Annotated in this window: 18 protein-coding genes; 13 read left to right on the plus strand and 5 right to left on the minus strand. The window is 61.8% G+C overall.

The window, feature by feature from the left end; translation table 11 throughout:
* Positions 1–22 precede the first annotated feature (22 nt).
* The 4 genes from M0D68_RS02415 to M0D68_RS02430 all read left to right on the plus strand — a co-directional run bounded on the left by M0D68_RS02415 (position 23) and on the right by M0D68_RS02430 (position 4700).
* Positions 23–1246, plus strand: a complete 1224-nt coding sequence (locus M0D68_RS02415) for a dienelactone hydrolase family protein (RefSeq protein WP_266223677.1) — start codon at positions 23–25, stop codon at positions 1244–1246.
* A 112-nt stretch (positions 1247–1358) separates the two neighbouring features.
* A complete protein-coding gene (locus M0D68_RS02420; RefSeq protein WP_093636887.1) occupies positions 1359–2036 on the plus strand; it encodes a glutathione S-transferase family protein in 678 nt (225 codons plus the stop codon).
* A 199-nt stretch (positions 2037–2235) separates the two neighbouring features.
* Complete coding sequence (locus M0D68_RS02425; RefSeq protein WP_266223678.1) at positions 2236–3744, plus strand: DHA2 family efflux MFS transporter permease subunit; 1509 nt, start codon at positions 2236–2238, stop codon at positions 3742–3744.
* 122 nt (positions 3745–3866) lie between these two features.
* On the plus strand, positions 3867–4700 hold the full coding sequence (locus tag M0D68_RS02430; RefSeq protein WP_266208887.1) for an AraC family transcriptional regulator: 834 nt from the start codon (positions 3867–3869) through the stop codon (positions 4698–4700).
* Between the two features lie 29 nt (positions 4701–4729).
* Here M0D68_RS02430 and msrA read toward each other — a convergent pair whose 3' ends face one another.
* Positions 4730–5467 carry a peptide-methionine (S)-S-oxide reductase MsrA gene (gene msrA, locus M0D68_RS02435; protein ID WP_266223679.1) on the minus strand — a complete coding sequence of 246 codons (738 nt, stop codon included), beginning with the start codon at positions 5465–5467 and terminating at the stop codon, positions 4730–4732.
* Between the two features lie 47 nt (positions 5468–5514).
* On the minus strand, positions 5515–7377 hold the full coding sequence (locus M0D68_RS02440; RefSeq protein WP_266223680.1) for a cytochrome c biogenesis protein DipZ: 1863 nt from the start codon (positions 7375–7377) through the stop codon (positions 5515–5517).
* Positions 7378–7630: 253 nt separating this feature from the next.
* Between M0D68_RS02440 and M0D68_RS02445 the strand changes: the two genes are divergently transcribed.
* Positions 7631–8386 (plus strand): response regulator transcription factor, encoded by a 756-nt coding sequence (locus tag M0D68_RS02445; protein WP_093636872.1) that lies wholly within the window; start codon positions 7631–7633, stop codon positions 8384–8386.
* Positions 8383–9876, plus strand: a complete 1494-nt coding sequence (locus M0D68_RS02450) for a HAMP domain-containing sensor histidine kinase (protein WP_266223681.1) — start codon at positions 8383–8385, stop codon at positions 9874–9876. Before M0D68_RS02445 ends, M0D68_RS02450 begins: the two co-directional genes overlap by 4 nt.
* 34 nt (positions 9877–9910) lie before the next feature.
* Here the strand turns inward: M0D68_RS02450 and M0D68_RS02455 are convergent, their stop codons facing one another.
* Entirely contained in the window at positions 9911–10570 is a 660-nt protein-coding gene (locus tag M0D68_RS02455) for a M24 family metallopeptidase (RefSeq protein WP_266223682.1), read from the minus strand.
* Positions 10571–10779: 209 nt separating this feature from the next.
* Between M0D68_RS02455 and M0D68_RS02460 the strand changes: the two genes are divergently transcribed.
* The 5 genes from M0D68_RS02460 to M0D68_RS02480 all read left to right on the plus strand — a co-directional run bounded on the left by M0D68_RS02460 (position 10780) and on the right by M0D68_RS02480 (position 15871).
* Positions 10780–11709, plus strand: coding sequence for a LysR family transcriptional regulator (locus M0D68_RS02460; protein WP_093636863.1), 930 nt, complete (start codon positions 10780–10782; stop codon positions 11707–11709).
* 157 nt (positions 11710–11866) lie between these two features.
* On the plus strand, positions 11867–13069 hold the full coding sequence (locus M0D68_RS02465) for an NAD-dependent formate dehydrogenase (protein WP_093636860.1): 1203 nt from the start codon (positions 11867–11869) through the stop codon (positions 13067–13069).
* Positions 13070–13138: 69 nt separating this feature from the next.
* Positions 13139–13642, plus strand: a complete 504-nt coding sequence (locus M0D68_RS02470; RefSeq protein WP_266223683.1) for an HPP family protein — start codon at positions 13139–13141, stop codon at positions 13640–13642.
* Between the two features lie 306 nt (positions 13643–13948).
* The gene (locus M0D68_RS02475) at positions 13949–14605 is read left to right on the plus strand and encodes a peroxiredoxin (RefSeq protein WP_200619035.1); all 657 of its coding nucleotides are present in this window, start codon (positions 13949–13951) and stop codon (positions 14603–14605) included.
* A gap of 195 nt (positions 14606–14800) precedes the next feature.
* Positions 14801–15871 (plus strand): rhodanese-like domain-containing protein, encoded by a 1071-nt coding sequence (locus tag M0D68_RS02480; RefSeq protein WP_211707929.1) that lies wholly within the window; start codon positions 14801–14803, stop codon positions 15869–15871.
* Between the two features lie 61 nt (positions 15872–15932).
* Here M0D68_RS02480 and M0D68_RS02485 read toward each other — a convergent pair whose 3' ends face one another.
* On the minus strand, positions 15933–17168 hold the full coding sequence (locus M0D68_RS02485; protein WP_256457048.1) for an NADH:flavin oxidoreductase/NADH oxidase family protein: 1236 nt from the start codon (positions 17166–17168) through the stop codon (positions 15933–15935).
* 71 nt (positions 17169–17239) lie between these two features.
* Here M0D68_RS02485 and M0D68_RS02490 point away from each other — a divergent pair, with 71 nt between their 5' ends.
* Positions 17240–17677 (plus strand): MerR family transcriptional regulator, encoded by a 438-nt coding sequence (locus tag M0D68_RS02490; RefSeq protein WP_093636851.1) that lies wholly within the window; start codon positions 17240–17242, stop codon positions 17675–17677.
* A 30-nt stretch (positions 17678–17707) separates the two neighbouring features.
* Here M0D68_RS02490 and M0D68_RS02495 read toward each other — a convergent pair whose 3' ends face one another.
* Positions 17708–17947 (minus strand): hypothetical protein, encoded by a 240-nt coding sequence (locus tag M0D68_RS02495; RefSeq protein WP_200618985.1) that lies wholly within the window; start codon positions 17945–17947, stop codon positions 17708–17710.
* 477 nt (positions 17948–18424) lie between these two features.
* On the opposite strand from M0D68_RS02495, the gene M0D68_RS02500 reads away from it, so the two are divergent.
* Positions 18425–20092 carry an alkaline phosphatase family protein gene (locus M0D68_RS02500; RefSeq protein WP_266223684.1) on the plus strand — a complete coding sequence of 556 codons (1668 nt, stop codon included), beginning with the start codon at positions 18425–18427 and terminating at the stop codon, positions 20090–20092.
* Positions 20093–20233 lie beyond the last annotated feature (141 nt).

A 20233-nucleotide genomic window follows, 5' to 3' on the forward strand; every position in this document is an offset into this window, starting at 1 on the left:
TTTCCTGTTGGAGACACACCGTATGGCCGCCTCTTTCATCGAAGTCGTCGCCCAGGATGGCGGCCGTTTCAACGCCTACGTCGCGCGTCCGGCGCAAGGCTCGGGCCCGGGGCTCGTGCTCCTGCAGGAAATCTTCGGTATTAACGACTACATGAAGTCGATGGCCGACCGCTTCGCAGAAGAAGGTTATGTCGTGCTGGTGCCGGATCTGTTCTGGCGGATCAAGCCAGGCATCTCGCTCGGCTATGGCGAGGCGGATATGAAGCAGGCGCTCGACTATCTCGGGAGCTTCGACGTCGATCTCGCCGTCGACGATATCGCGGCAACGGTCGCCACATTGCGCACGTTGCCCGAACAGGCCGGCAAGGTAGGCACCGTCGGCTACTGTCTCGGCGGCAAACTCGCGTTCCTGAGCGCGGCACGCACCGACGTGGACTGCGCGATCAGCTACTACGGCGTTGGCCTCGAAGCGTATCTGGATGAAGTGCCGGCCGTGCGCTGCCCGATGGTGTTTCACTTCCCTGAAAACGACGCACACTGCCCACCCGAAACGCGCGAGCGAATCAGCGCCGCAATGCGCACGCGTCCGCAGATCGAGCAGTACGTGTACCCCGGTTGCGATCATGCATTCGCCGCACCATCACGTCCGCAATACGACAAACCCGCCGCGATGATGGCCTATTCGCGCACGCTCGCCCTGCTCCGTAAAGTGCTGGGTCCGGTTTACGATCTGAACGCATTGTGGGAAGCGCATTGCTATTACGAGTTCGCCACGCGCGACGTCGACGCCGTCATGCCGACCATGGTCGCGCAACCCTACGTCAACCACGTCCCGACCATGACCGGCGGCGTGGGCCATGACAAGCTCAAGCGTTTCTACACGCATCACTTCGTCAATTCGAATCCTGCCGATACGAAGCTGATTCCGATTTCGCGCACGATCGGCGCGGATCGCATCGTCGATGAATTCATTTTCAGTTGCACGCATAGCTGCGAGATCGATTGGCTGCTACCTGGCGTCGCGCCAACCGGTAAATACTTCGAAGTACCGATGCTGGCCGTGGTGTGCTTTCGCGGCGACAAGCTGTACAACGAGCACATCTATTGGGATCAGGCATCGGTGCTGGTGCAGGTCGGCTTGCTGAATCCCGAGGGACTGCCGGTGGCTGGCATAGAAAGCGCGCGCAAGCTGCTAGACGAGACCTTGCCTTCGAACCAGCTGATGGGCACGAAGTCGCGCGTGTGAGGTGTGGCCGGGGGCGCGCAGGAGGGGCGAACTCGGAGACAAGCAAATAGAGCCCCGCCTCGGCTCAACACCCCTATGATGTGACGCTTCACCGGCCAACCTCCCTCGACCCATGCTGACCGTCCATCATCTGAACAACTCCCGCTCGCAACGCGTGTTGTGGCTGCTCGAAGAACTCGGCGTGCCCTACGAGATCAAGCGCTACGAGCGCGATCCGAACACGATGCTGGCGCCGCCCGAGTTGCGCGCGGTTCATCCGCTCGGCAAGTCGCCCGTCATTACGGACGATGGCCAGACCCTCGCCGAATCCGGCGCAATCATCGAGTATCTGGTCGATAAGTACGGTCAAGGCCGCTTCGCGCCCGCAGCGGGCACACCGGAGCGGCTGCGCTACACGTACTGGATGCACTATGCGGAAGGCTCGGCCATGCCACCGCTGCTGCTGAAACTGATCGCCCTGCGCATCGCCAGCGCGCCGATGCCGTTCTTCGCCAAGCCCATCGCCCGCAAGATCGCATGGACGCTCCAATCGAGCTTCATCGATCCGCAGTTGAAGCTGCACCTCGGTTTCATCAACAAGGAATTGAGCGCGACTGGCTGGTTCGTCGGCAACGACTTCACGGCGGCCGACGTTCAGATGAGCTTTCCGCTCGAAGCCGCCACCGCACGCGGCGGCATGGAAGGGCAGATTCCCGCCGTCGTCGATTTCCTGAAACGCATTCACGCGCGGCCGGCCTATCAGCGGGCGCTGGAGCGCGGCGGCAAATACGAACTGCTGGGCGGCGATTGACGGCCAACCCCGCCCAGGAATTCGTAGTTGTGGCTTAAAACTCGCGGGTGCTAGACCAAAAATCCCCATTGCCATCAACGGGTTGCCGACCGGGCTTTGAATTCGTGCCGGGCGGCGGAACGTCCGGCATTCGCTTGCATCCGCTGGCGCCCGCTTGAGCCTGCTTGAGCTTGATAGACCACGGCAAAGGAGCCCCTGCATGACCCATTCCATCCACGGCAACAAACGCTGGCTGGCGCTGATCGTTCTGTGCCTCGGCGTGCTGATGATCGTGCTCGATACGACCATCGTGAACGTTGCCCTGCCGTCGATCGCCGCGGACCTCGGCTTTAGCGAAACCTCGCTGGTGTGGGTGGTCAATGCATACATGCTTACCTTCGGCGGCTGCCTGCTGCTCGGCGGACGGCTGGGCGATCTCTACGGCCATCGCAAGCTGTTCCTCGGCGGCATCACGCTGTTCACGTCGGCTTCGCTCGCGTGCGGCCTGGCGAATTCGCAAATCCTGCTGGTGTGCGCGCGTGCCGTGCAGGGTTTGGGCGGCGCAGTAGTCTCCGCTGTTTCGCTGTCGCTGATCATGAATCTGTTCACCGAGGCGGGCGAACGGGCGAAAGCGATGGGTATCTACGGTTTCGTCTGCGCAGGCGGTGGCAGCATCGGCGTGTTGCTCGGCGGTCTGCTGACCAACCTGCTGAGCTGGCACTGGATCTTTCTCGTCAACCTGCCGATTGGTATCGCTGTCTACGCGCTGTGCGTGGCGCTCCTACCGTCGGCACGCGGTCATGCTCATGGCGAACGGCTCGACGTGGCCGGTGCCGTAACGGTCACCGCTTCGCTGATGCTGGCCGTGTACGCGGTCGTGAACGGCAATGAAGCCGGCTGGACCTCGGCGCAGACGCTGGGCCTTCTGTTCGCGGCGCTCGCGCTGCTGGCCGTGTTTCTCGTGATCGAAGCGCGCGTGCAGCATCCGTTGATGCCGCTCGGTCTGTTCCGCTTGCGCAATGTCGCGACTGCCAATGTGGTCGGCGTACTGTGGGCGGCTGCGATGTTCGCGTGGTTCTTCATCTCCGCGTTGTATCTGCAGCGCGTACTCGGCTACCGGCCCTTGCAGGTCGGGCTCGCATTTTTGCCGGCGAATCTGATCATGGCGTTCTTTTCGTTGGGCCTGTCGGCGCGCGTGGTGATGCGCTTCGGCCTGCGCGCGCCGCTTGCCGCCGGGTTGCTGGTCGCGGCGATTGGCCTCGCGCTGTTTGCACGCGCGCCCGTCAACGGCAGCTTCGTGCTCGACGTGCTGCCCGGCATGATCCTGCTCGGCTTCGGCGCGGGCATCGCATTCAATCCCCTGCTGCTGGCCGCCATGAGCGACGTCGATCCAAGCGATTCGGGCCTTGCGTCCGGGATCGTCAATACGTCGTTCATGATGGGTGGAGCGCTCGGTCTCGCGGTGCTCGCAAGTCTGGCGGCAGCGCGCAGTGACGCAATGCAAGCGTCTGAAAACGCGGTAGCAGCGCTCAATAGCGGCTATCACGTGGCGTTCCTGTTCGGTGCGATCTTCGCGGCGGCGGCGGGTGTATTGGGTGGTTTGCTGCTGCGCCCGGGACAACCCGGCGGCGCGAACGCGAACGCGCACGAGGATGCACACGGTGACGGCGGGTCCACTGCAGCACAATCGCATGGCGCGGGTAACGCGGCAGCGACCGAAAACTACTGACCCATCCACCCTGAAACAAGCTCGATCGCGGTCAAGAAGGCGCCCACCGCAAAACCGCAAGCGCGATCAAATGCGCCGCATCGCGCCTGGCTATGCTGGCTTCATGCTGACTGAGAGCCAATATGAACCCCGTTGGAAAAGCGCTCTGGTTTATCGAAAGCCACTTTGCGCGCGAGTTGACGCTCGACGACATCGCCAACTGTGGATGCGTGTCGCGCTTTCACCTGGCGCGTGCTTTCGAAGCGGCCACGGGGCTTTCGGTCATGCGCTATGTTCGCGCGCGCCGCTTGAGCGAAGCGGCACGACGCCTCGCCGACGGTGCACCCGATATTCTGACCGTCGCCATCGAGGCCGGTTACGGTTCTCACGAAGCATTCACGCGCGCGTTTCGCGAGCAATTCGGACTGACGCCCGAAGCGCTGCGCACGCGTGGTCACCTCGACAACATTGCTATCGTGGAGCCGATCAAAATGGACGAAACCCTTCTCACGCATCTCGAACCGCCGCGTTTCGAAGACGGCAAACCGTTTCTCGTCGCGGGCCTGAGCGAGCGCTATACAAGCGAAACCTGCGCCGCGATTCCTTCGCAGTGGCAGCGCTTCGGCGAATACTTCGGCAGAGTGCCGGGCCAGCTCGGCAACGTGGCGTATGGCGTCTGCTACAACGCCGACGACACCGGCAATATCGACTATCTGTGCGGTGTCGAAGTCAGCGACTTTTCGGCATTGCCTGCCGAACTGAGCCGCTTGCGTATTTCCCCGCAACGCTACGCAGTGTTCAGCCACCGCGAGCACATCTCGACCATACGGCGCACCTGGAACACGATCTGGAATCAGTGGCTGCCGGCATCGGGACACATTCCCGCCGATGCGCCCAACTTCGAGCGCTACGACGAGAAGTTCGATCCGGTCAGCGGCATGGGTGGACTCGAAATCTGGCTACCGTTGAAGGCTTGATTCGCGCGTTGAGCGGCTCGCTCCGGAAACTAGCCGCTCACTTTGAGCAGCACCGGATCATTGCGATACAGATCGGGAAACATGCGCTTCAGTCCGCTCACCTTCGGCAGATCGTTAATCACGATGTACGGGTAGTCAGGATGCAGCGCGAGGAAATTCTGGTGATAGCTTTCCGCCGGATAGAAGCCCTTGAAATCCTCCACGCGAGTGACAATCGGCCCTGAAAACACGTGCGCCTTGTCGAGCTGCGCAATGTATGACTGCGCGACGCTACGCTGCTCAGGATTCGCCGGAAAAATCGCCGAGCGATATTGCGTGCCGTGGTCCGGGCCCTGGTAGTTCAGCTCGGTGGGGTCATGTGCGACCGAGAAGAAAATCTGCAGCAAACGTCCGTAGGTTATCTGCTTCGGGTCGTAGGTGACCTGCACCGATTCAGCATGCCCAGTATCGCCCTCGCTGACGGTTTCATATTGCGCGGTGCCCGCCGCGCCGCCCGTGTATCCCGAGGCGACCTGCTTCACGCCGCGCACGTGTTCGAACACGCCCTGAACGCCCCAGAAGCAACCGCCCGCGAACACAGCAGTTTCGCTATGCACGGCGCCGACGCTCTCGTCATGGGCAGGCGGCGGAATCTTCGTCATTGCTTCGGCTGAGTTCGCGATGCGCTGCGCGGCGAAGACGCCCGCCGCAATGGCGACGCAACCCGCGAGCCGGAAGAACGACGAACGCCTGCGTTGGGAAACCTTGCTAGTAGAGGTTGTTTGCATGATGTCAGTCTTTCAATGAGTGGTTGAGTCACGCCGTCAGGCTCGGCTTAGCCAAACGTAAAGGCATACGCTTGCACGCCCGGATCCAGAAACTCGATCGAGAACGTGTGATCCGCAACATCGCCGGTTTGCCGCACGAGTTGATAAAGACGCTGTTCGGTAACGGTGCCGGTACCGTCGGCGGCGACGTCTGTTCCGTGCGCTGCGCCCGGTACCGCGCCATCCACGCTGACACGGAAGCGAACCGGCTTGCCGTCCTTGCCTGGACCGAGCACCAGATGCAGATCACGCGCATGGAAGCGATAGATGATGCGTCCGGAGGCCGCCTCGAGCGTCGCGTGTTCGGCGCCCACATTCCACGCGCCGGCGAGCCCCCAATCGTTGACAGCGGGCTGTAACGGCGCCTTATAGGTATGAACCTTGTCCTCCGCTGCGCCGCCGGGCGACGTGAAATTCTCGGCACGCTCGTATCCGATATAGGTTTCCGGCGATTGCATGTCGGCGCTGTCGGCCGCTGCCTGCACGCCTTGCGCGCCCGTGCCGGTAATGCCGATTGCGACCTTCGACGCATTCGCATGCCCTGCCTCTGTCAGCAATTCCTGAATCACCTTTTCCGATTCCGCATAGTCGCCTTCGCCGAAGTGGTGATAGCGAATCTGTCCTTTACCATCGACGAAATAATGGGCCGGCCAGTACTGATTGTTCAGCGCACGCCAGATCGCGTAGTTGTTGTCGATCGCGACGGGATAGTCGACGCCGAGATCGTGGACAGCCTTCTTCACGTTGTCGACATTGCGTTCGAACGCGAATTCCGGTGCATGCACGCCGATGACGACGAGCCCCTGGTCCTTGTACTTCTGCGCCCATGCTTTCACGTAAGGCAGCGAACGCAGGCAGTTGATGCAGGAGTACGTCCAGAAATCGACCAGCACGACTTTGCCGCGCAGGTCCTGAACCGTCAGCGGCGGTGAATTCAGCCACTGAACAGCGCCGTTCAAGGTCGGCAGCACACCTTCGACGGGCAACGCAGCCGCGCCGCCTGACGCGCCTTGCGAAGCACGCATCATCGCGCCGGCGTTGCTTGCATCGGCGGCAGGGTTGGCCGTCATCACGGCGTCGCTGGCCGATGCGTTGGCTGGTGCGTTGGTCTTGTTATCCGCCGCCACCGGATTGGCCGGCGTCGCGCCGGGCGAGAGCTTGTCGACCAGTTTCTGTTCAAGGCCACCGGTAGCGATGGTCGATACACGTGCCAGCACGCCGGTGTCGAGCCCGAGCGAAATCGCCACCACGCCGCACAGCATCGCCGCGCCGATCCCGCGACGGATCCACTCGCCCGCGCCCAGCGAGCGCTTCATCGCCGTGAACACCCGGCCGCCGATCAGCAGCGCCACTGCGAGCGAAGTCGCCGCGCCGGCCGCGTAGGCAACCAGCAGTAGCGTGGTACCGACGCTCGCGCCCCGCAATGCCGCGCCGGTCAGCACCAGGCCGAGAATCGGACCGGCGCACGGCGCCCACAGCAAGCCGGTCGCGATGCCCAGCAGAAAGGACGATCCCGCGCGAACCTGCTGACCGTCGCCCTGCGCGAAATTCGACAGGCGATTGCCGGCGCTCACCAGCGGACGCATCAGATGATCGGCGAAACGCGGCAGCAACAGCGTCAGTCCGAAGATGGCGAGCAAGGCAACTGCAAGCCAGCGGCCATACTGGTTAGCCTGCGTGACCCAACCGCCGCCCACGGCGGCGAGGGTCGCGACGATGGCGAAAGTCAGCGCCATGCCGGCCAGCAATGGCAGCCCGCTGCGCACGAAAGGCTGATCGGCGCGCGCGAAGACAAAGGGCAGCACCGGCAGGATGCACGGACTGAGGATCGTCAGAGCGCCGCCAAGATAGGCAAGAACGATGAGTAGCATGTCGGTTCCGGGCGATGTTTTGTGTCGGTTAGGATGGTTACGCGGCTTGGGTACGCTGCAGATCAGCGGAAAGTGCCCACATCCTAGGGCGCGAGGGGTGTCAAAGTCCTCACGAAAAGTTAAATTAAATGTGATAACTCGCCGCCCGGAAATTTTGCACAATGGCGCAACGGCCCGTTTTTGCGGGCGCCCTGTCTTTCCACCGCCCTGAACCACACCCGAACCACACCCTTACCCGCGGCTCAAACCCTCCATGGACCCATTGAAGCGCATCCTGATCGTTGAAGACGACGTCGACATCGCCAACGTGCTGAGCCTTCATCTGCGCGACGAACGCTACGAAGTCGTGCATAGCGCCGACGGCAGCGAAGGGCTGCGCCTGCTGGAGCAAGGCGGCTGGGACGCGCTGATCCTCGACCTGATGCTGCCCGGCGTCGACGGCCTGGAAATCTGCCGGCGCGCCCGCGCGATGACGCGCTACACGCCGATCATCATCACCAGCGCGCGTTCGAGCGAAGTACACCGGATCCTCGGCCTCGAACTCGGCGCCGACGACTACCTGGCCAAGCCGTTCTCCGTGCTCGAGCTGGTTGCGCGCGTCAAAGCTTTGCTGCGGCGCGTCGAAGCCATGGCAAAAGACTCGCGCATCGACGCGGGCAGTCTGCAGCTCGCCGGGCTCACGATCGATCCGCTGACGCGCGAGGCGACAGTGGACGGCAAGCCGATTGAACTGACGCCGCGTGAATTCGACCTGCTGTATTACTTCGCGCAGCATCCCGGCAAAGTGTTCTCGCGGATGGATCTGCTCAACGCCGTGTGGGGCTATCAACACGAGGGTTACGAACACACGGTCAACACCCACATCAACCGCCTGCGCGCGAAGATCGAGACCGACCCCGCCCAGCCCGAGCGCATCCTGACCGTCTGGGGACGCGGCTACAAGCTGGCTATGCCTGGCAATCCAGGCGACGGGCCCACGCCCGCCAGCGCACCTCAGGACGCGCCGTGAACCTGACACTAACCCAGCGGCTCTCGATCGTCTTCTCAGCATTGCTGCTGGCGTGCTGCGGCGCGTCGGCGTGGCTGCAGATCCGTTCGAGCGACCTGCACGAAAAGGAAGTCGTGCAGCGCCTGTCAAAGGATCTCGCCAACCATATCGCGCATCGCACCACGCTGATGGACGCGAACGGCCTGCGGCCCGACGCGGTGCGCCAACTGTTCGGCCAGTTGATGATGGTGAATCCGAGCGTCGAGGTGTATCTGCTTGACAATCAGGGGCGCATCGAGGGCGACGACGCCCCCGTGGGCCACGTCAAGCGCGCTCAGGTAGATCTCGCGCCGATCCGGCAATTTATCGCCGGGGACGCGTTGCCGATTCTCGGCGACGACCCACGCAGCGTCGACGGGAAAAAAGTGTTTAGCGCCGCGCCGCTGCAACTGAACGGGCAGCCGCCCTCCGGTTATATCTACGTGGTCCTGCTCGGCGAGGAACACGACGCGCTCGCCGCGCGCGTAGCCGCCAGCTCGGTGCTGCGTACCACCCTCTGGTCGATGGCGCTGGTCGCGCTGCTGGGATTGCTTGCGGGGTTGACGGCATTCGGCCTGATCACGCGGCCGCTACGCCGCCTCACCGACGCCATGCGCCGTTTCGATGCCGATGGCGAGCCGGACACTCAGCCGGCGGTGCCACGCTCGTCGCCTGCCGGACGGCGCGACGAAATCGGCGTACTCGAAGCGACGTTCGCGCAGATGGCCAACCGCATCGGCGAGCAGTGGCGCGCGCTGACGCGCCAGGATCAGCAACGGCGCGAACTGATCGCCAATATTTCGCACGACCTGCGCACGCCGCTGACCTCGCTGCATGGATACCTCGAGACGCTGTCGCTCAAAGCCGAGACGCTCGGCGAAACCGAGCGCAAACGCTATCTGGCGATTGCGCTTGCGCAGAGCGTCAAGGTCGGGCGGCTCGCGCAGGCGCTATTCGAACTGGCCCGGCTCGAACACGGGAACGTACAACCCGCACTCGAGCCGTTCTCGCTGGTCGATCTGGTCCAGGACGTCTTCCAGAAATTCGAGTTGCCGGCCGAGGCGCGGCACATCCAGTTGCGCGCCGATTTTCCCCCTCGCCTGCCGGCGGTTTACGCCGACCTGGGGATGATCGAGCGCGTGCTGACGAACCTGCTCGACAACGCGATCCGCCACACGCCCGCCGGCGGGTCGATCGATGTCGATCTCGCGCACAAGGACGGCAAGGTATCGGTCACGGTGAGCGACACGGGTCCCGGCATTCCAGCGGAGCAGCGCGAAGGGCTGTTCGAACGTCCGTTCAGTTCAGGTGGCGCGCATCGCGGCGGCGGACTCGGTCTGCTGATCGTGCAACGCATGCTGCAGTTGCATCACAGCCAGATACGCCTGCTCGAACGCGAGGGAACGGGCACGGCATTCTGCTTCGAGCTGCCGACCACCGAAAAGCCGGCTGTCGCCGGCATCCCGCTCTGACCGATCGTACGGCGGCTTGCCGTATTCGGCGCGATCAGACCAGCAAGTCCTCATAGAACGACCCGAACGGCCGCGTCGGATGCGCGAGCTGGATTTCGAGAATCCACAGGCCGGCGTCCGGACAGTCCGCGAAATCGCCCAGATTGCCTGCTTTGTAGATCGCATGCGGAAAGTCGCTGACGCGGTGACCCTTGATGTCCAGATTCAGGCGCCATCCGAGTGCCGCTGCGCGCTCTGCTGCAAAGTCATATAGCGCTTTGCCACCGGCACGCGTCGAGCGCCAGTGATGCTCCACTTCGTCGAACACGGTCTTTGCGGCGTCGGCGCACGCCTTCATCTCCGCATCATGGCCGACCACGAAGGTCGCGCCCGCATCGCCTTCGTGCTGATCCCAAACCACGCCCAGGTCGACGAAGAAAATATCGTCGTCCTCGAGTCGCGGATCGCCATCCGATTGCTGCTTGAACGTCTTCAGCGTGTTCTCGCCGAAGCGCACCAACACCGGATGCCAGATGCGATCCATGCCCAGCTCGTTCAATACGTTCTTGCATTCGGCCGTCGCCTCCGACTCGAGCATGCCGGGCTGAATCCGCTGCGCCAACTGCTCCACCACGTCCCACGTCCGGCGCTGGGCATATTTCATCGACTCGAGCACGTATTTGCTTCCGACCGCCTGTTTCGCCGCTGCTTCCATCCATCTTCTCCGATTGTGTCCGTTCGAATATAACGATCGAATGCATCGGTGTCCACGTTCTGTTTCTGCCGGTTGCGTGTCGCGGAGACGGCCATGTCTCGCGAAACGGTGTGCGTCGATCCGTTCAGGGCAAGCGCAGTCGCTATATTCCATGTGATATAACGAGGCGGGCATGTGCAAACGGCACCTGCCGGTATTCGGGGAGCGCGATGTTCATCCGTCAACTTCATTATCTGGTCACGCTTGCGCAGGAACAGCATTTCGCCAAGGCTGCCGAGCTGAGCCATGTTTCGCAACCGGCGCTGTCCTCGGCGATTCGAAGCCTCGAGGCAGAATTGGGCCTGGTCATTGTCCGGCGCGGCAGGCGTTTCATCGGCTTCACCGAGGAAGGCGAGCGGGTGCTTGGCTGGGCCCGTCAGACACTCGCCACACTCGAACATATGCGCCAGGACGCGTCGGCCGCTCAGGTGCGCTTGACCGGTACGATCCGCATCGGCGTCATTCCGACGACGATGCCTATCGTCGGTTTGTTGCTGGGAGCGTGCCGGGCCGATCACGCCGCGATCCGATACTCCGCACGCTCGCTCAGCGCCGACACGATCCTGCGTCAGCTGGACGACTATGAACTCGATGTCGGGTTCACCTATCTGGACGATCGCGTTCAGGCTGGTTTTGCCGTGCTCCCGCTGTATCGCGAACGCTACTTTCTGCTGTCCCCTCCTGACTCGCCTGCTGACCCTGCTCTGAACCGTTGGGACGCGCTCGGCGAGCTGCCTTTCTGCCTGCTGGGCACCTCGATGCAGAACCGCCAGGTCATCAATGCTGCCTTTCGCCGCGCCGGTGTTCAACCGACCGTCGTGCTCGAAACAGATTCCTTGCTCGCGCTGTATTCGAACGTACAGCACGCCGGCTTATACAGCATCTTGCCGCACAGTCTTTTGAGCGTGCTCGACACCCGGACCAGCATCAGCGCAACGCCGCTGTTGCCCGAGCTGACACGCGAGATTGGCCTGATTACGCGCAATTCTCCATCGATGCCACCGCTGGCAGCCGCCATGTGGAGCGCGGCAGAACGACTCGATCTGCAGCAATCGTTCGATGCATTGCTACAGAAGACGGATATCGCAGCCCTGCAATAAACCAGGTTTGATAAGTACAGGTTATCAGCCAATCCGTCCAAACGATTGGACCGGGTCCACTTCCCTCACAGACACTGTGCCGGTCGATGTCACGCATCGATCCACCCGGCAGCTGCATGACGCCGGATCACAATTGCACTGAGTGGAGTGAGACAAGATGGCCAAGGTTCTTTGTGTACTGTATGACGACCCGGTCGGCGGCATGCCGAAAAAGTATGCGCGCGACGACATTCCGGCAATCACCCGCTATCACGATGGTCAGACAGCGCCCACGCCCGAGGCGATCGATTTCACGCCGGGACAGTTGCTCGGCAGCGTCTCCGGCGAACTGGGGCTGCGTCGTTTTCTCGAATCGCAAGGACATACGCTGGTCGTCACGTCCGACAAGGACGGCCCGAACTCAGTGTTCGAACGTGAACTGCACGATGCAGAGGTCGTCATTTCGCAGCCGTTCTGGCCGGCCTATCTGACGGCGGAACGCATTGCCAAAGCACCCAAGCTCAAGCTCGCCTTGACCGCCGGCATCGGCTCCGATCACGTCGATTTGCAAGCGGCGATTGAACGCGGCATCACGGTCGCCGAGGTGACGTACTGCAACAGCATCAGCGTCGCGGAACACGTGGTGATGATGATCCTCTCCCAGGTCCGCAACTATCTCCCTTCGCATGAGTGGGTGAAGCAAGGCGGCTGGAATATCGCCGATTGCGTCGAGCGGGCATATGACCTCGAAGGCATGCACGTCGGCACGGTTGCAGCCGGGCGCATCGGCGCTGCGGTGCTGCGCAGGCTCAAGGCTTTCGACGTCAAACTTCACTACACGGACCGGCATCGTCTGCCGGCGGATGTGGAACGCGAACTGGGTGCGACCTGGCATCCGGATGTCGAATCGATGGTGAAGGTATGCGATGTCGTGACGATCAACTGTCCGCTGCATCCAGAAACCGAGCACCTGTTCGACGAAAAAATGATCGCGAAGATGAAGCGCGGCGCGTACATCATCAACACGGCGCGCGGCAAGATCTGCGACCGCGACGCGATTGTTCGCGCGCTCGAAAGCGGACAACTGGCAGGCTATGCGGGCGATGTGTGGTTCCCGCAACCGGCGCCGCGCGATCATCCGTGGCGCACGATGCCGCATCAAGGGATGACGCCGCACACGTCGGGTACGACCTTGTCCGCCCAGACGCGATACGCGGCCGGCACACGCGAAATTCTTGAGTGCTGGTTCGAAAAACGGCCGATTCGTGACGAGTATCTGATTGTCGACGGCGGACAACTCGCGGGCGTGGGCGCCCATTCGTACTCGGCGGGCAACGCGACGAAGGGTTCCGAAGAAGCCAGCCGCTTCAAGGCTGCCTGATCCTGTTGCCGCATGCCGTCAGGCGCGGACCCATCGTGCGGACGGCATGCGGCCCATGCCGGAGTATCCATGCAACAAAGTGTTCCTGGGTCGGCGGCGGTCGGCTCACGCCCCACGTTTCGTCATGTCGCCATGCCGGCTGTACTAGGTTTTCTAGGCGGCACCGTTGCAATCGCCGTGCTCGGCACGCTCGGCAAACTCACCGGCTTGCCGCTGTTGATCGCACCATTCGGTGCATCGAGCGTACTGTTGTTTGTGGCCCCTGATAGCGCCTTTGCCCAACCGAGAAACCTCGTGTTCGGGCATCTGATCGCCTCGACAGTCGGGCTGGCGGTTTTCTGGATCGCAGGCGCAGGAATCTGGCAGGCTGCGTTGGCCGTCGGCGCCGCGATTGCCGCCATGCAACTGACCAGGACGGTGCATCCCCCCGCAGGCGCCGATCCGCTCGTGATCATGCTGGCGGGTGGGATGTCTCCACGCTTTCTGATTTTGCCCATCCTGGCCGGTGTGCTGGTGTTGCAGGTGATCGCGCTGCTGTTCAACAACATTGTCCGCAAGCGTGTCGCACGGTAATTAGTCGCAGCGCAGCGGCGGATTCCCCCTAGAACCTGCCTACAGGGATAGCCTTTTTTGTTATACGCTATAGGAGCGACCCGCAGCGCGTCCCGATGTCTTTCCTGCATCCCGGCTATTTGGGAGCGTCTCTGAATCTGCTGCGCCCGCAGACGGCCCTTCGGCGCGATATGGTGCAATACGGTGTAAGCGGCCGAAGGGTAGTCTCTAGTCAGACCAATTGCCACTCAACACCCAGGCAGCCCAGGGGACGTCACGCCGACCGCGGCACGGGTACCTCGGTGCACTCACCTATGGAGACTGATGATGTCGATTCGACTAGGAGAAAACGCTCCCGATTTCACTGCTGAAACCACCGAAGGGACGATCCATTTTCACGAATGGATCGGAGACCATTGGGCGATCCTGTTTTCGCATCCGAAGGATTTCACCCCGGTTTGTACGACGGAACTCGGCTACCTGGCGGGTCTCAAGCCAGAATTCGATAAGCGCAACACAAAAATTATCGGGCTCAGCATCGATCCCGTCGGCGATCACAAGGAGTGGGTCAAGGATATCGCGGAGACGCAGGGCCACGCGGTCAACTACCCGTTGATCGGCGACTCGGACCTGACGGTCGCGAAGCTCTACGACATGATTCATCCCGAAGCGAGCGGCGGCGGCCCGCGCACCGCGGTGGACAACGCGACCGTTCGCTCCGTGTTTATCATCGGGCCGGACAAGAAGGTCAAAGCCATGCTCGTCTATCCGATGAGTGCAGGCCGCAATTTCGACGAAGTGCTGCGGTTGCTCGACGCCCTGCAACTCAACGCGAAACATACGGTGGCGACGCCGGTAAACTGGAAGCCGGGTGAAGACGTGATCATTCCAACGTCCGTTTCCAACGATGCCGCAATGCAAAAATATCCTGAGGGTTTCAAAACCGTGAAGCCTTATCTGCGATACGTTACGCAACCGAAGTAAAAGCGCTCATTGATTGGAGCGACGAGCGCCAGATAGTGTCGAAGTGCGGCGGCCGATGCGAGTCCGGGTGCATCCACGCGCCCGGCCCGCCGAACGGGGTGCGTCCAAATCGACTGCCTGCGGTACGGTTTGGCGACACTCCATGAGCCGCGATCCTTAACCGCTCGCAAAAGCGGGCCGCGGGGTGAAATCGTGTTGATCTTCCGGCAGCTATTCGATCAGCAATCCTCAACCTACACGTATCTTCTTGCCGATAGCGCAACGCGAGAGGCCGTGCTGGTCGATCCGGTATTCGAACAGGTGCGCCGGGACGCTGCCCTGATCGAAGAACTTGGATTGCATCTGCTTTACACCATCGACACTCACGTCCACGCCGATCACGTGACCGGTGCATGGATGTTGAATCGCCGCACAGGTAGCCGGATTGCGATCTCGGCCGCAAGCGGCGCCGAAGGTGCGGACCGCTATCTGAGCCATGGCGACAAGGTCGAGTTCGGCGCAAGGTACTTGTCCATACGCGCCACGCCGGGTCATACCGATGGATGCATCACACTCGTACTCGACAACGAGACCATGGCGTTTACCGGCGACTGCCTGTTGATCAGAGGCACGGGTCGAACGGATTTCCAGCGCGGTGACGCGCACGCCATGTTTCGCGCGGTCCACAACAACATCTTTACGCTGCCCGCCGCGTGCCTGCTCTACCCGGCCCACGACTATCGCGGTTTAACGGTCACCAGCGTGGATGAGGAGCGACGCTTCAATCCGCGTCTTGGCGGTGAATTGTGTGAAGACGATTTCGCCGGATACATGACGAACCTGCGCCTGCCGCATCCGAAGCAGATCGACGTGGCGGTACCCGCAAACCTGAAATGCGGCCTGGCGGCAAGCTACCCCGCGCAGATGGCGGAGCCCGATTGGGCGCCACTGACATGCAGCTTTGCGGGCATCTGGGAAATCAACGCCCAGTGGCTCGAGGAAAATCTGCGGGCAGTCGAGGTCGTCGACGTGCGCGAGCCCGACGAGTTCAGCGGGCCACTGGGGCGCATCCCGGTTGCGAAGCTCATTCCATTGGGTGAGCTCGCCGGGCGTATCGCCGAACTCACGAAGGAACGCCCGATCGTGACCGTCTGCCGGGCCGGCGGACGGTCGGCACAAGCCACGATCATGCTGCGGCAAGCCGGATTCGAGCAGGTTGCCAACCTGCCCGGCGGCATGCTCCGCTGGCGCGCGGAAGGCCGCGTCGTTGAAAACGCCAGCATGTGACGGAATCGTCAATCGTCGGCTGATGGCGATCCATCGGCCACGCCGCGTCTGATTTAACGCTTCACGCGTGCTCCTGCTTCCATTGCCGATAACGCCGCGTCAGGCGGCGCGTGCGCAGTTGATCCATGATCAACGTTAAGACCGCGGAATACTGAGCGGGCGCAGTACGTCCCGTGCCGAGCGAACGCAGACGGCGTTTGACGAGCGCCATGCGCGCGATTGCCGCAAGTGCCCGGTCGCGCCACTCGACCGGCTGCATGTGCGCCCCCAGATCGGCGCCTGCCTGCCAGCGTGCCGGCAGATCGGGCATCACGGCAAGCGCCGTGGCCATGCCGACGACGGCGACACCACTGTTCAGCACCTGCTCGGCCACAGCGCGGCGCCGGATGCCACCGGTGGTCATGACAGGCATCGTGGCGACACCGGCCAGATCCTTGGCGAATTCGAGGAAATAGGCTTCGCGCGCGAGGGTGCGCCCGTCGGCAGTGTCGCCCTGCATCGCAGGGCTTTCGTAGCTGCCGCCCGATAGCTCGACCAGGTCGACCGACAGGTCATTCAGCCACAGCACGACTTGCCGGGCGTCCTCTTCCGAAAAACCACCGCGCTGAAAATCAGCGGAGTTCAGTTTGACCGCCACGCAAAAACCCGGCGAAACCCTTGCGCGTACCGCACGCACCACGTCCAGCAACAGACGGGCACGGTTGGCAAGATTGCCGCCCCAACGGTCGGCGCGGCGATTGGTCAGCGGCGAAAGGAATTGCGAAATCAAATAGCCATGTGCGGCGTGAATTTCCACGCCCGTAAACCCCGCCTGCTCGGCAGCGTGCGCCGTCGCCGCAAAGCGGCCGATGGTCTCGCTTATCTCAGCCTCGCTCATGGCGCTCGGCTGCGCGAACAGCTTGCTGTGTTTGCCGAGCGCCATCGGTACAGCCGAAGGCGCCCACGCCGTGCCGCCCATTGCCGCGAGCACCTGTCGGCCTGGATGATTGATTTGCATCCACACCTGGGCACCACGGCTGCGGGCCGCCTGTGACCACTGCGTGAAGGGTGCGAGAGGCGTATTGGCCTCAAGCACGATCCCGCCTGGCCCGGTTAGCGCCCGGCCGTCGATCATCACGTTGCCCGTGACGATAAGACCTGCGCCACCTTCGGCCCACGAACGGTATAGGCGATGGATCGTCTCGCCAGGCAGTTGCCCCGCGTCGGCAAGATTCTCTTCCATCGCCGCTTTGGCGAGGCGGTTGGGCAGCCAGCTGCCGTTGGGCAACTGCACGGGTGTGAACAGCGAAGTAGTCATGGCGGAGTCAGCATACAAAAGGAGCGATGCCGCTATACTAAGATTCAAGTCAACTTGAAGGTCAAGCGATTATGAGAATCGGCGAACTCGCGGAAAAAACCGGCCTCGCACCGTCCGCCATCCGCTTTTACGAGCAGAGCGGTTTGCTGCCCGAGCCGGAGCGCAGTCCCAACGGTTATCGCGTCTACTCTGAGCAGGCCATTGGGCGCCTGCGCGTGGTGCAGTTGGCGCAGAACCTGGGCTTTCCGCTCGACAGGCTGCGCGAGGCCTTCTCTGGTGACGAGCTTTATCCGAAAGAGGATTTGCTGCACAAACTCGATACGCGGCTCGAGGAGATCGAGCAACTCATGACCGCCCTGCGTCTGCAGCGAAAGACTCTACGCACGCTTCGCACCACGCTCAGCGAAGCGTGGGCTCAAGGAAAGTGTGTCGATGGCGAGGAATTGGCCAATCAGCTCCTGGCACAACAGCAGGAACCGTCGCGCCGGTCAAAGACCCGACACGAATGAAGCAGGCCGCGCGCGCACCACGATCAAAGCTTATTTGTTGAACGGCGCCTTTTCCGGTTCAGCTGCGTACTTGTCGCGGATGGCGTTCACGCAGTGCGTGAAGCGCGTGCGGAAACCCACGGGGTCGGTGCTCGGCGGTGTGAGTCCGTCCGAAGTCACGCTCCATCCGTCGGACGTACGGATGACATCAAGATCGAAGGACGGACCCGGCTCGTTCTCGAGAATCACCGTTTCGCGCACATCCCGGCCCCCCGCGCGGATGATCGCCATGCATCCCTGGCGGAGCCCGCCCGCAGCATGCGTGTTGCCACTACCCGGAGCGGGGTTATCCGGCGCTGCGCCGTACATCCGCATTGATTCGAATTGGGGCGGCGTCCCGGTGGTAACGAATGCGGCATCGGCCTCGGATATCCCGTCACTACAGCCGGTTACCAAGGTAGAGATCGCAGCCAACATGACGCCGGCGGAAGCGCGTCGGAGACTCGATGTGGCGTAGCGTGGCATGGTTGGTCTTGGAATTTATAGTACGTAGCGGTAAGCGGCATTTTAGGGCAAGTCGGCGTTCGCCGGACCATGCAATGCTTAAGGAAACCTTATGCAATACAAACTATTACGTGATTTTCTCACCGTTGCATAAATCGTCAGTGCGTTATGGAATCGAAAGCGTCGGTTCATCCAGGCGACTCAATTCCACTGCACATTCATCTCCGCTTACCAAATGTTTCGCAACAACCAAAAGGACGAGAGATGAAGACGATCAGGAGATGGAAGCGTACACAAAGCGCCATTGGCGCGAGCGTTGCCTTGCTTGCTGCACTGTACTCGCTGGGTGCAGCGGCAAGCGATGAACACGATCACGAGCATGAGTCAGTGAAACACGTGCTGCTGATTAGCTTCGACGGCTTGCATGAGCAGGACGTCGCACGCTGTATCGGTTCGAATGCATGCCCCAATCTTGCGTTGCTGGCCAAGTCGGGCACGACTTACACCAACGCGCACACGCCACATCTTTCGGATTCGTTCCCGGGCCTCGCGGCGCTCGTCACCGGTGGCTCGCCCAAATCCGCGGGCCTCTTCTACGACGTATCGTATGACCGCACGCTCTACGCGCCGTCCGATAGCAGTTGCACCGGCAAGCAAGGCTGGAACGTCGTATTCGACGAGACCACTGGCATCGACGGTGAGAACGGCGGCGCTCTGACCCATCTCAACGGTGGCGGCGCGTTCAATCCGCAAGCCATCCCGCATGCGTTGGTCAATGGCGTCTGTACGCCCGTCTATCCGCACAATTATGTGAAGACCAACACGATCTTCGAAGTGGTCAAACAAAACGTGAAAGGCGCTCGCACCGCATGGGCGGACAAACATGCGTGGGGCTACGACTGGCTCAATGGACCGTCCGGCACAGGCGTCGACGATCTTTCGCGCACCGAGATCAACTCGATTGATCCGGCTACCAATACGAACTACATCGACATCTACACGCACACGGAAAAGTTCGACAATCTGCACGTGCAGTCGCTGATCAATGAAATTCACGGTAAGGATTCGACCGGCCAATCCAGCGCCGACATACCGACGGTGTTCGGCACCAACTTCCAGACACTGAGCGTCGCCCAGAAGGCAACGGTCGCAAATGGCGGCGGCTATCTGGATGCGAGCTTCACGCCGGGCCCGCAGGTAAGCGGCGCGATTGCTTATCTGGACAACGCCTTGGGTCGCATCGTGTCCGAACTCAAGCAGCACAACCTTTATTCGTCGACGGCGATCATCGTCACGGCGAAGCATGGGCAGTCGCCGACCGATCATTCGAAGCTGGTCAAGAACGGCGACACGCTTTCGAAACTGCTTGAAGCAAACAACTATCTGGATCCGAACGGCAACTTCGGGCAGAACAGTACGAAAAGCGGCAACCTCAATGACGGAACGGGGCTCGTCGATACGGGTTTCGTGCAGACCGACGACGTCGGCCTGATCTGGTTGCGAGATCAAAGCCAATTGCCGGCAGTCGTGAAGACCCTGAAAGACAACCTGAGCTGCAACGCGCCCGGCATCTGTGCGGACGGTCCGCAGGCGTACATTCTGTACGGTCCGCAGTTGAACGGGTGGTTTGGCGATCCGGCACGCGGACGCACGCCTGACATCGTCGTCCAGCCGAACCCGGGGGTCATCTATACCTCGAGTACGGCCAAAGACGAAGAGCACGGCGGCAACGCGCCCGACGACAGCCATCTTGGTCTCGTGGTCTACGTGCCTCACGCCCATCACGCTGGCCGGACCAACGACGAGCGTGTATCGACCACGCAGGTCGCACCGACGATCCTGCGTTTGCTCGACCTGGAACCTGAACTGCTGCACTCGGTCGCTGTTGAAGGAACGCGTGCGCTACCGGGCTACGATCGCGAGCGCTTCTAGGCGATTGGAAGCGAGTGCGCGGCTAGTACCGCGCACTCGCTTCACCGACGATGCCGTTTTTAACTACTCGAAGTCGTTTCTGACGACGTCGTTGGAGACGTAGACAGCACCTTGATCGACTCCCAACGCGGATGCAGGAGC

It is taken from the genome of Paraburkholderia sp. SEWSISQ10-3 4 (genome assembly GCF_030464785.1).
Lineage (GTDB): Bacteria > Pseudomonadota > Gammaproteobacteria > Burkholderiales > Burkholderiaceae > Paraburkholderia > Paraburkholderia aspalathi.

What these genes read in the sequence shown, in the direction of transcription:
- M0D68_RS02415 (WP_266223677.1), top strand. Translation starts at nt 23, where the DNA reads ATGGCCGCCTCTTTCATCGAAGTCGTCGCCCAGGATGGCGGCCGTTTC.
- M0D68_RS02420 (WP_093636887.1), top strand. Translation starts at nt 1,359, where the DNA reads ATGCTGACCGTCCATCATCTGAACAACTCCCGCTCGCAACGCGTGTTG.
- M0D68_RS02425 (WP_266223678.1), top strand. Translation starts at nt 2,236, where the DNA reads ATGACCCATTCCATCCACGGCAACAAACGCTGGCTGGCGCTGATCGTT.
- M0D68_RS02430 (WP_266208887.1), top strand. Translation starts at nt 3,867, where the DNA reads ATGAACCCCGTTGGAAAAGCGCTCTGGTTTATCGAAAGCCACTTTGCG.
- msrA (WP_266223679.1), bottom strand. Translation starts at nt 5,467, where the DNA reads ATGCAAACAACCTCTACTAGCAAGGTTTCCCAACGCAGGCGTTCGTCG.
- M0D68_RS02440 (WP_266223680.1), bottom strand. Translation starts at nt 7,377, where the DNA reads ATGCTACTCATCGTTCTTGCCTATCTTGGCGGCGCTCTGACGATCCTC.
- M0D68_RS02445 (WP_093636872.1), top strand. Translation starts at nt 7,631, where the DNA reads ATGGACCCATTGAAGCGCATCCTGATCGTTGAAGACGACGTCGACATC.
- M0D68_RS02455 (WP_266223682.1), bottom strand. Translation starts at nt 10,570, where the DNA reads ATGGAAGCAGCGGCGAAACAGGCGGTCGGAAGCAAATACGTGCTCGAG.
- M0D68_RS02460 (WP_093636863.1), top strand. Translation starts at nt 10,780, where the DNA reads ATGTTCATCCGTCAACTTCATTATCTGGTCACGCTTGCGCAGGAACAG.
- M0D68_RS02465 (WP_093636860.1), top strand. Translation starts at nt 11,867, where the DNA reads ATGGCCAAGGTTCTTTGTGTACTGTATGACGACCCGGTCGGCGGCATG.
- M0D68_RS02470 (WP_266223683.1), top strand. Translation starts at nt 13,139, where the DNA reads ATGCAACAAAGTGTTCCTGGGTCGGCGGCGGTCGGCTCACGCCCCACG.
- M0D68_RS02475 (WP_200619035.1), top strand. Translation starts at nt 13,949, where the DNA reads ATGTCGATTCGACTAGGAGAAAACGCTCCCGATTTCACTGCTGAAACC.
- M0D68_RS02485 (WP_256457048.1), bottom strand. Translation starts at nt 17,168, where the DNA reads ATGACTACTTCGCTGTTCACACCCGTGCAGTTGCCCAACGGCAGCTGG.
- M0D68_RS02490 (WP_093636851.1), top strand. Translation starts at nt 17,240, where the DNA reads ATGAGAATCGGCGAACTCGCGGAAAAAACCGGCCTCGCACCGTCCGCC.
- M0D68_RS02495 (WP_200618985.1), bottom strand. Translation starts at nt 17,947, where the DNA reads ATGGCGATCATCCGCGCGGGGGGCCGGGATGTGCGCGAAACGGTGATT.
- M0D68_RS02500 (WP_266223684.1), top strand. Translation starts at nt 18,425, where the DNA reads ATGAAGACGATCAGGAGATGGAAGCGTACACAAAGCGCCATTGGCGCG.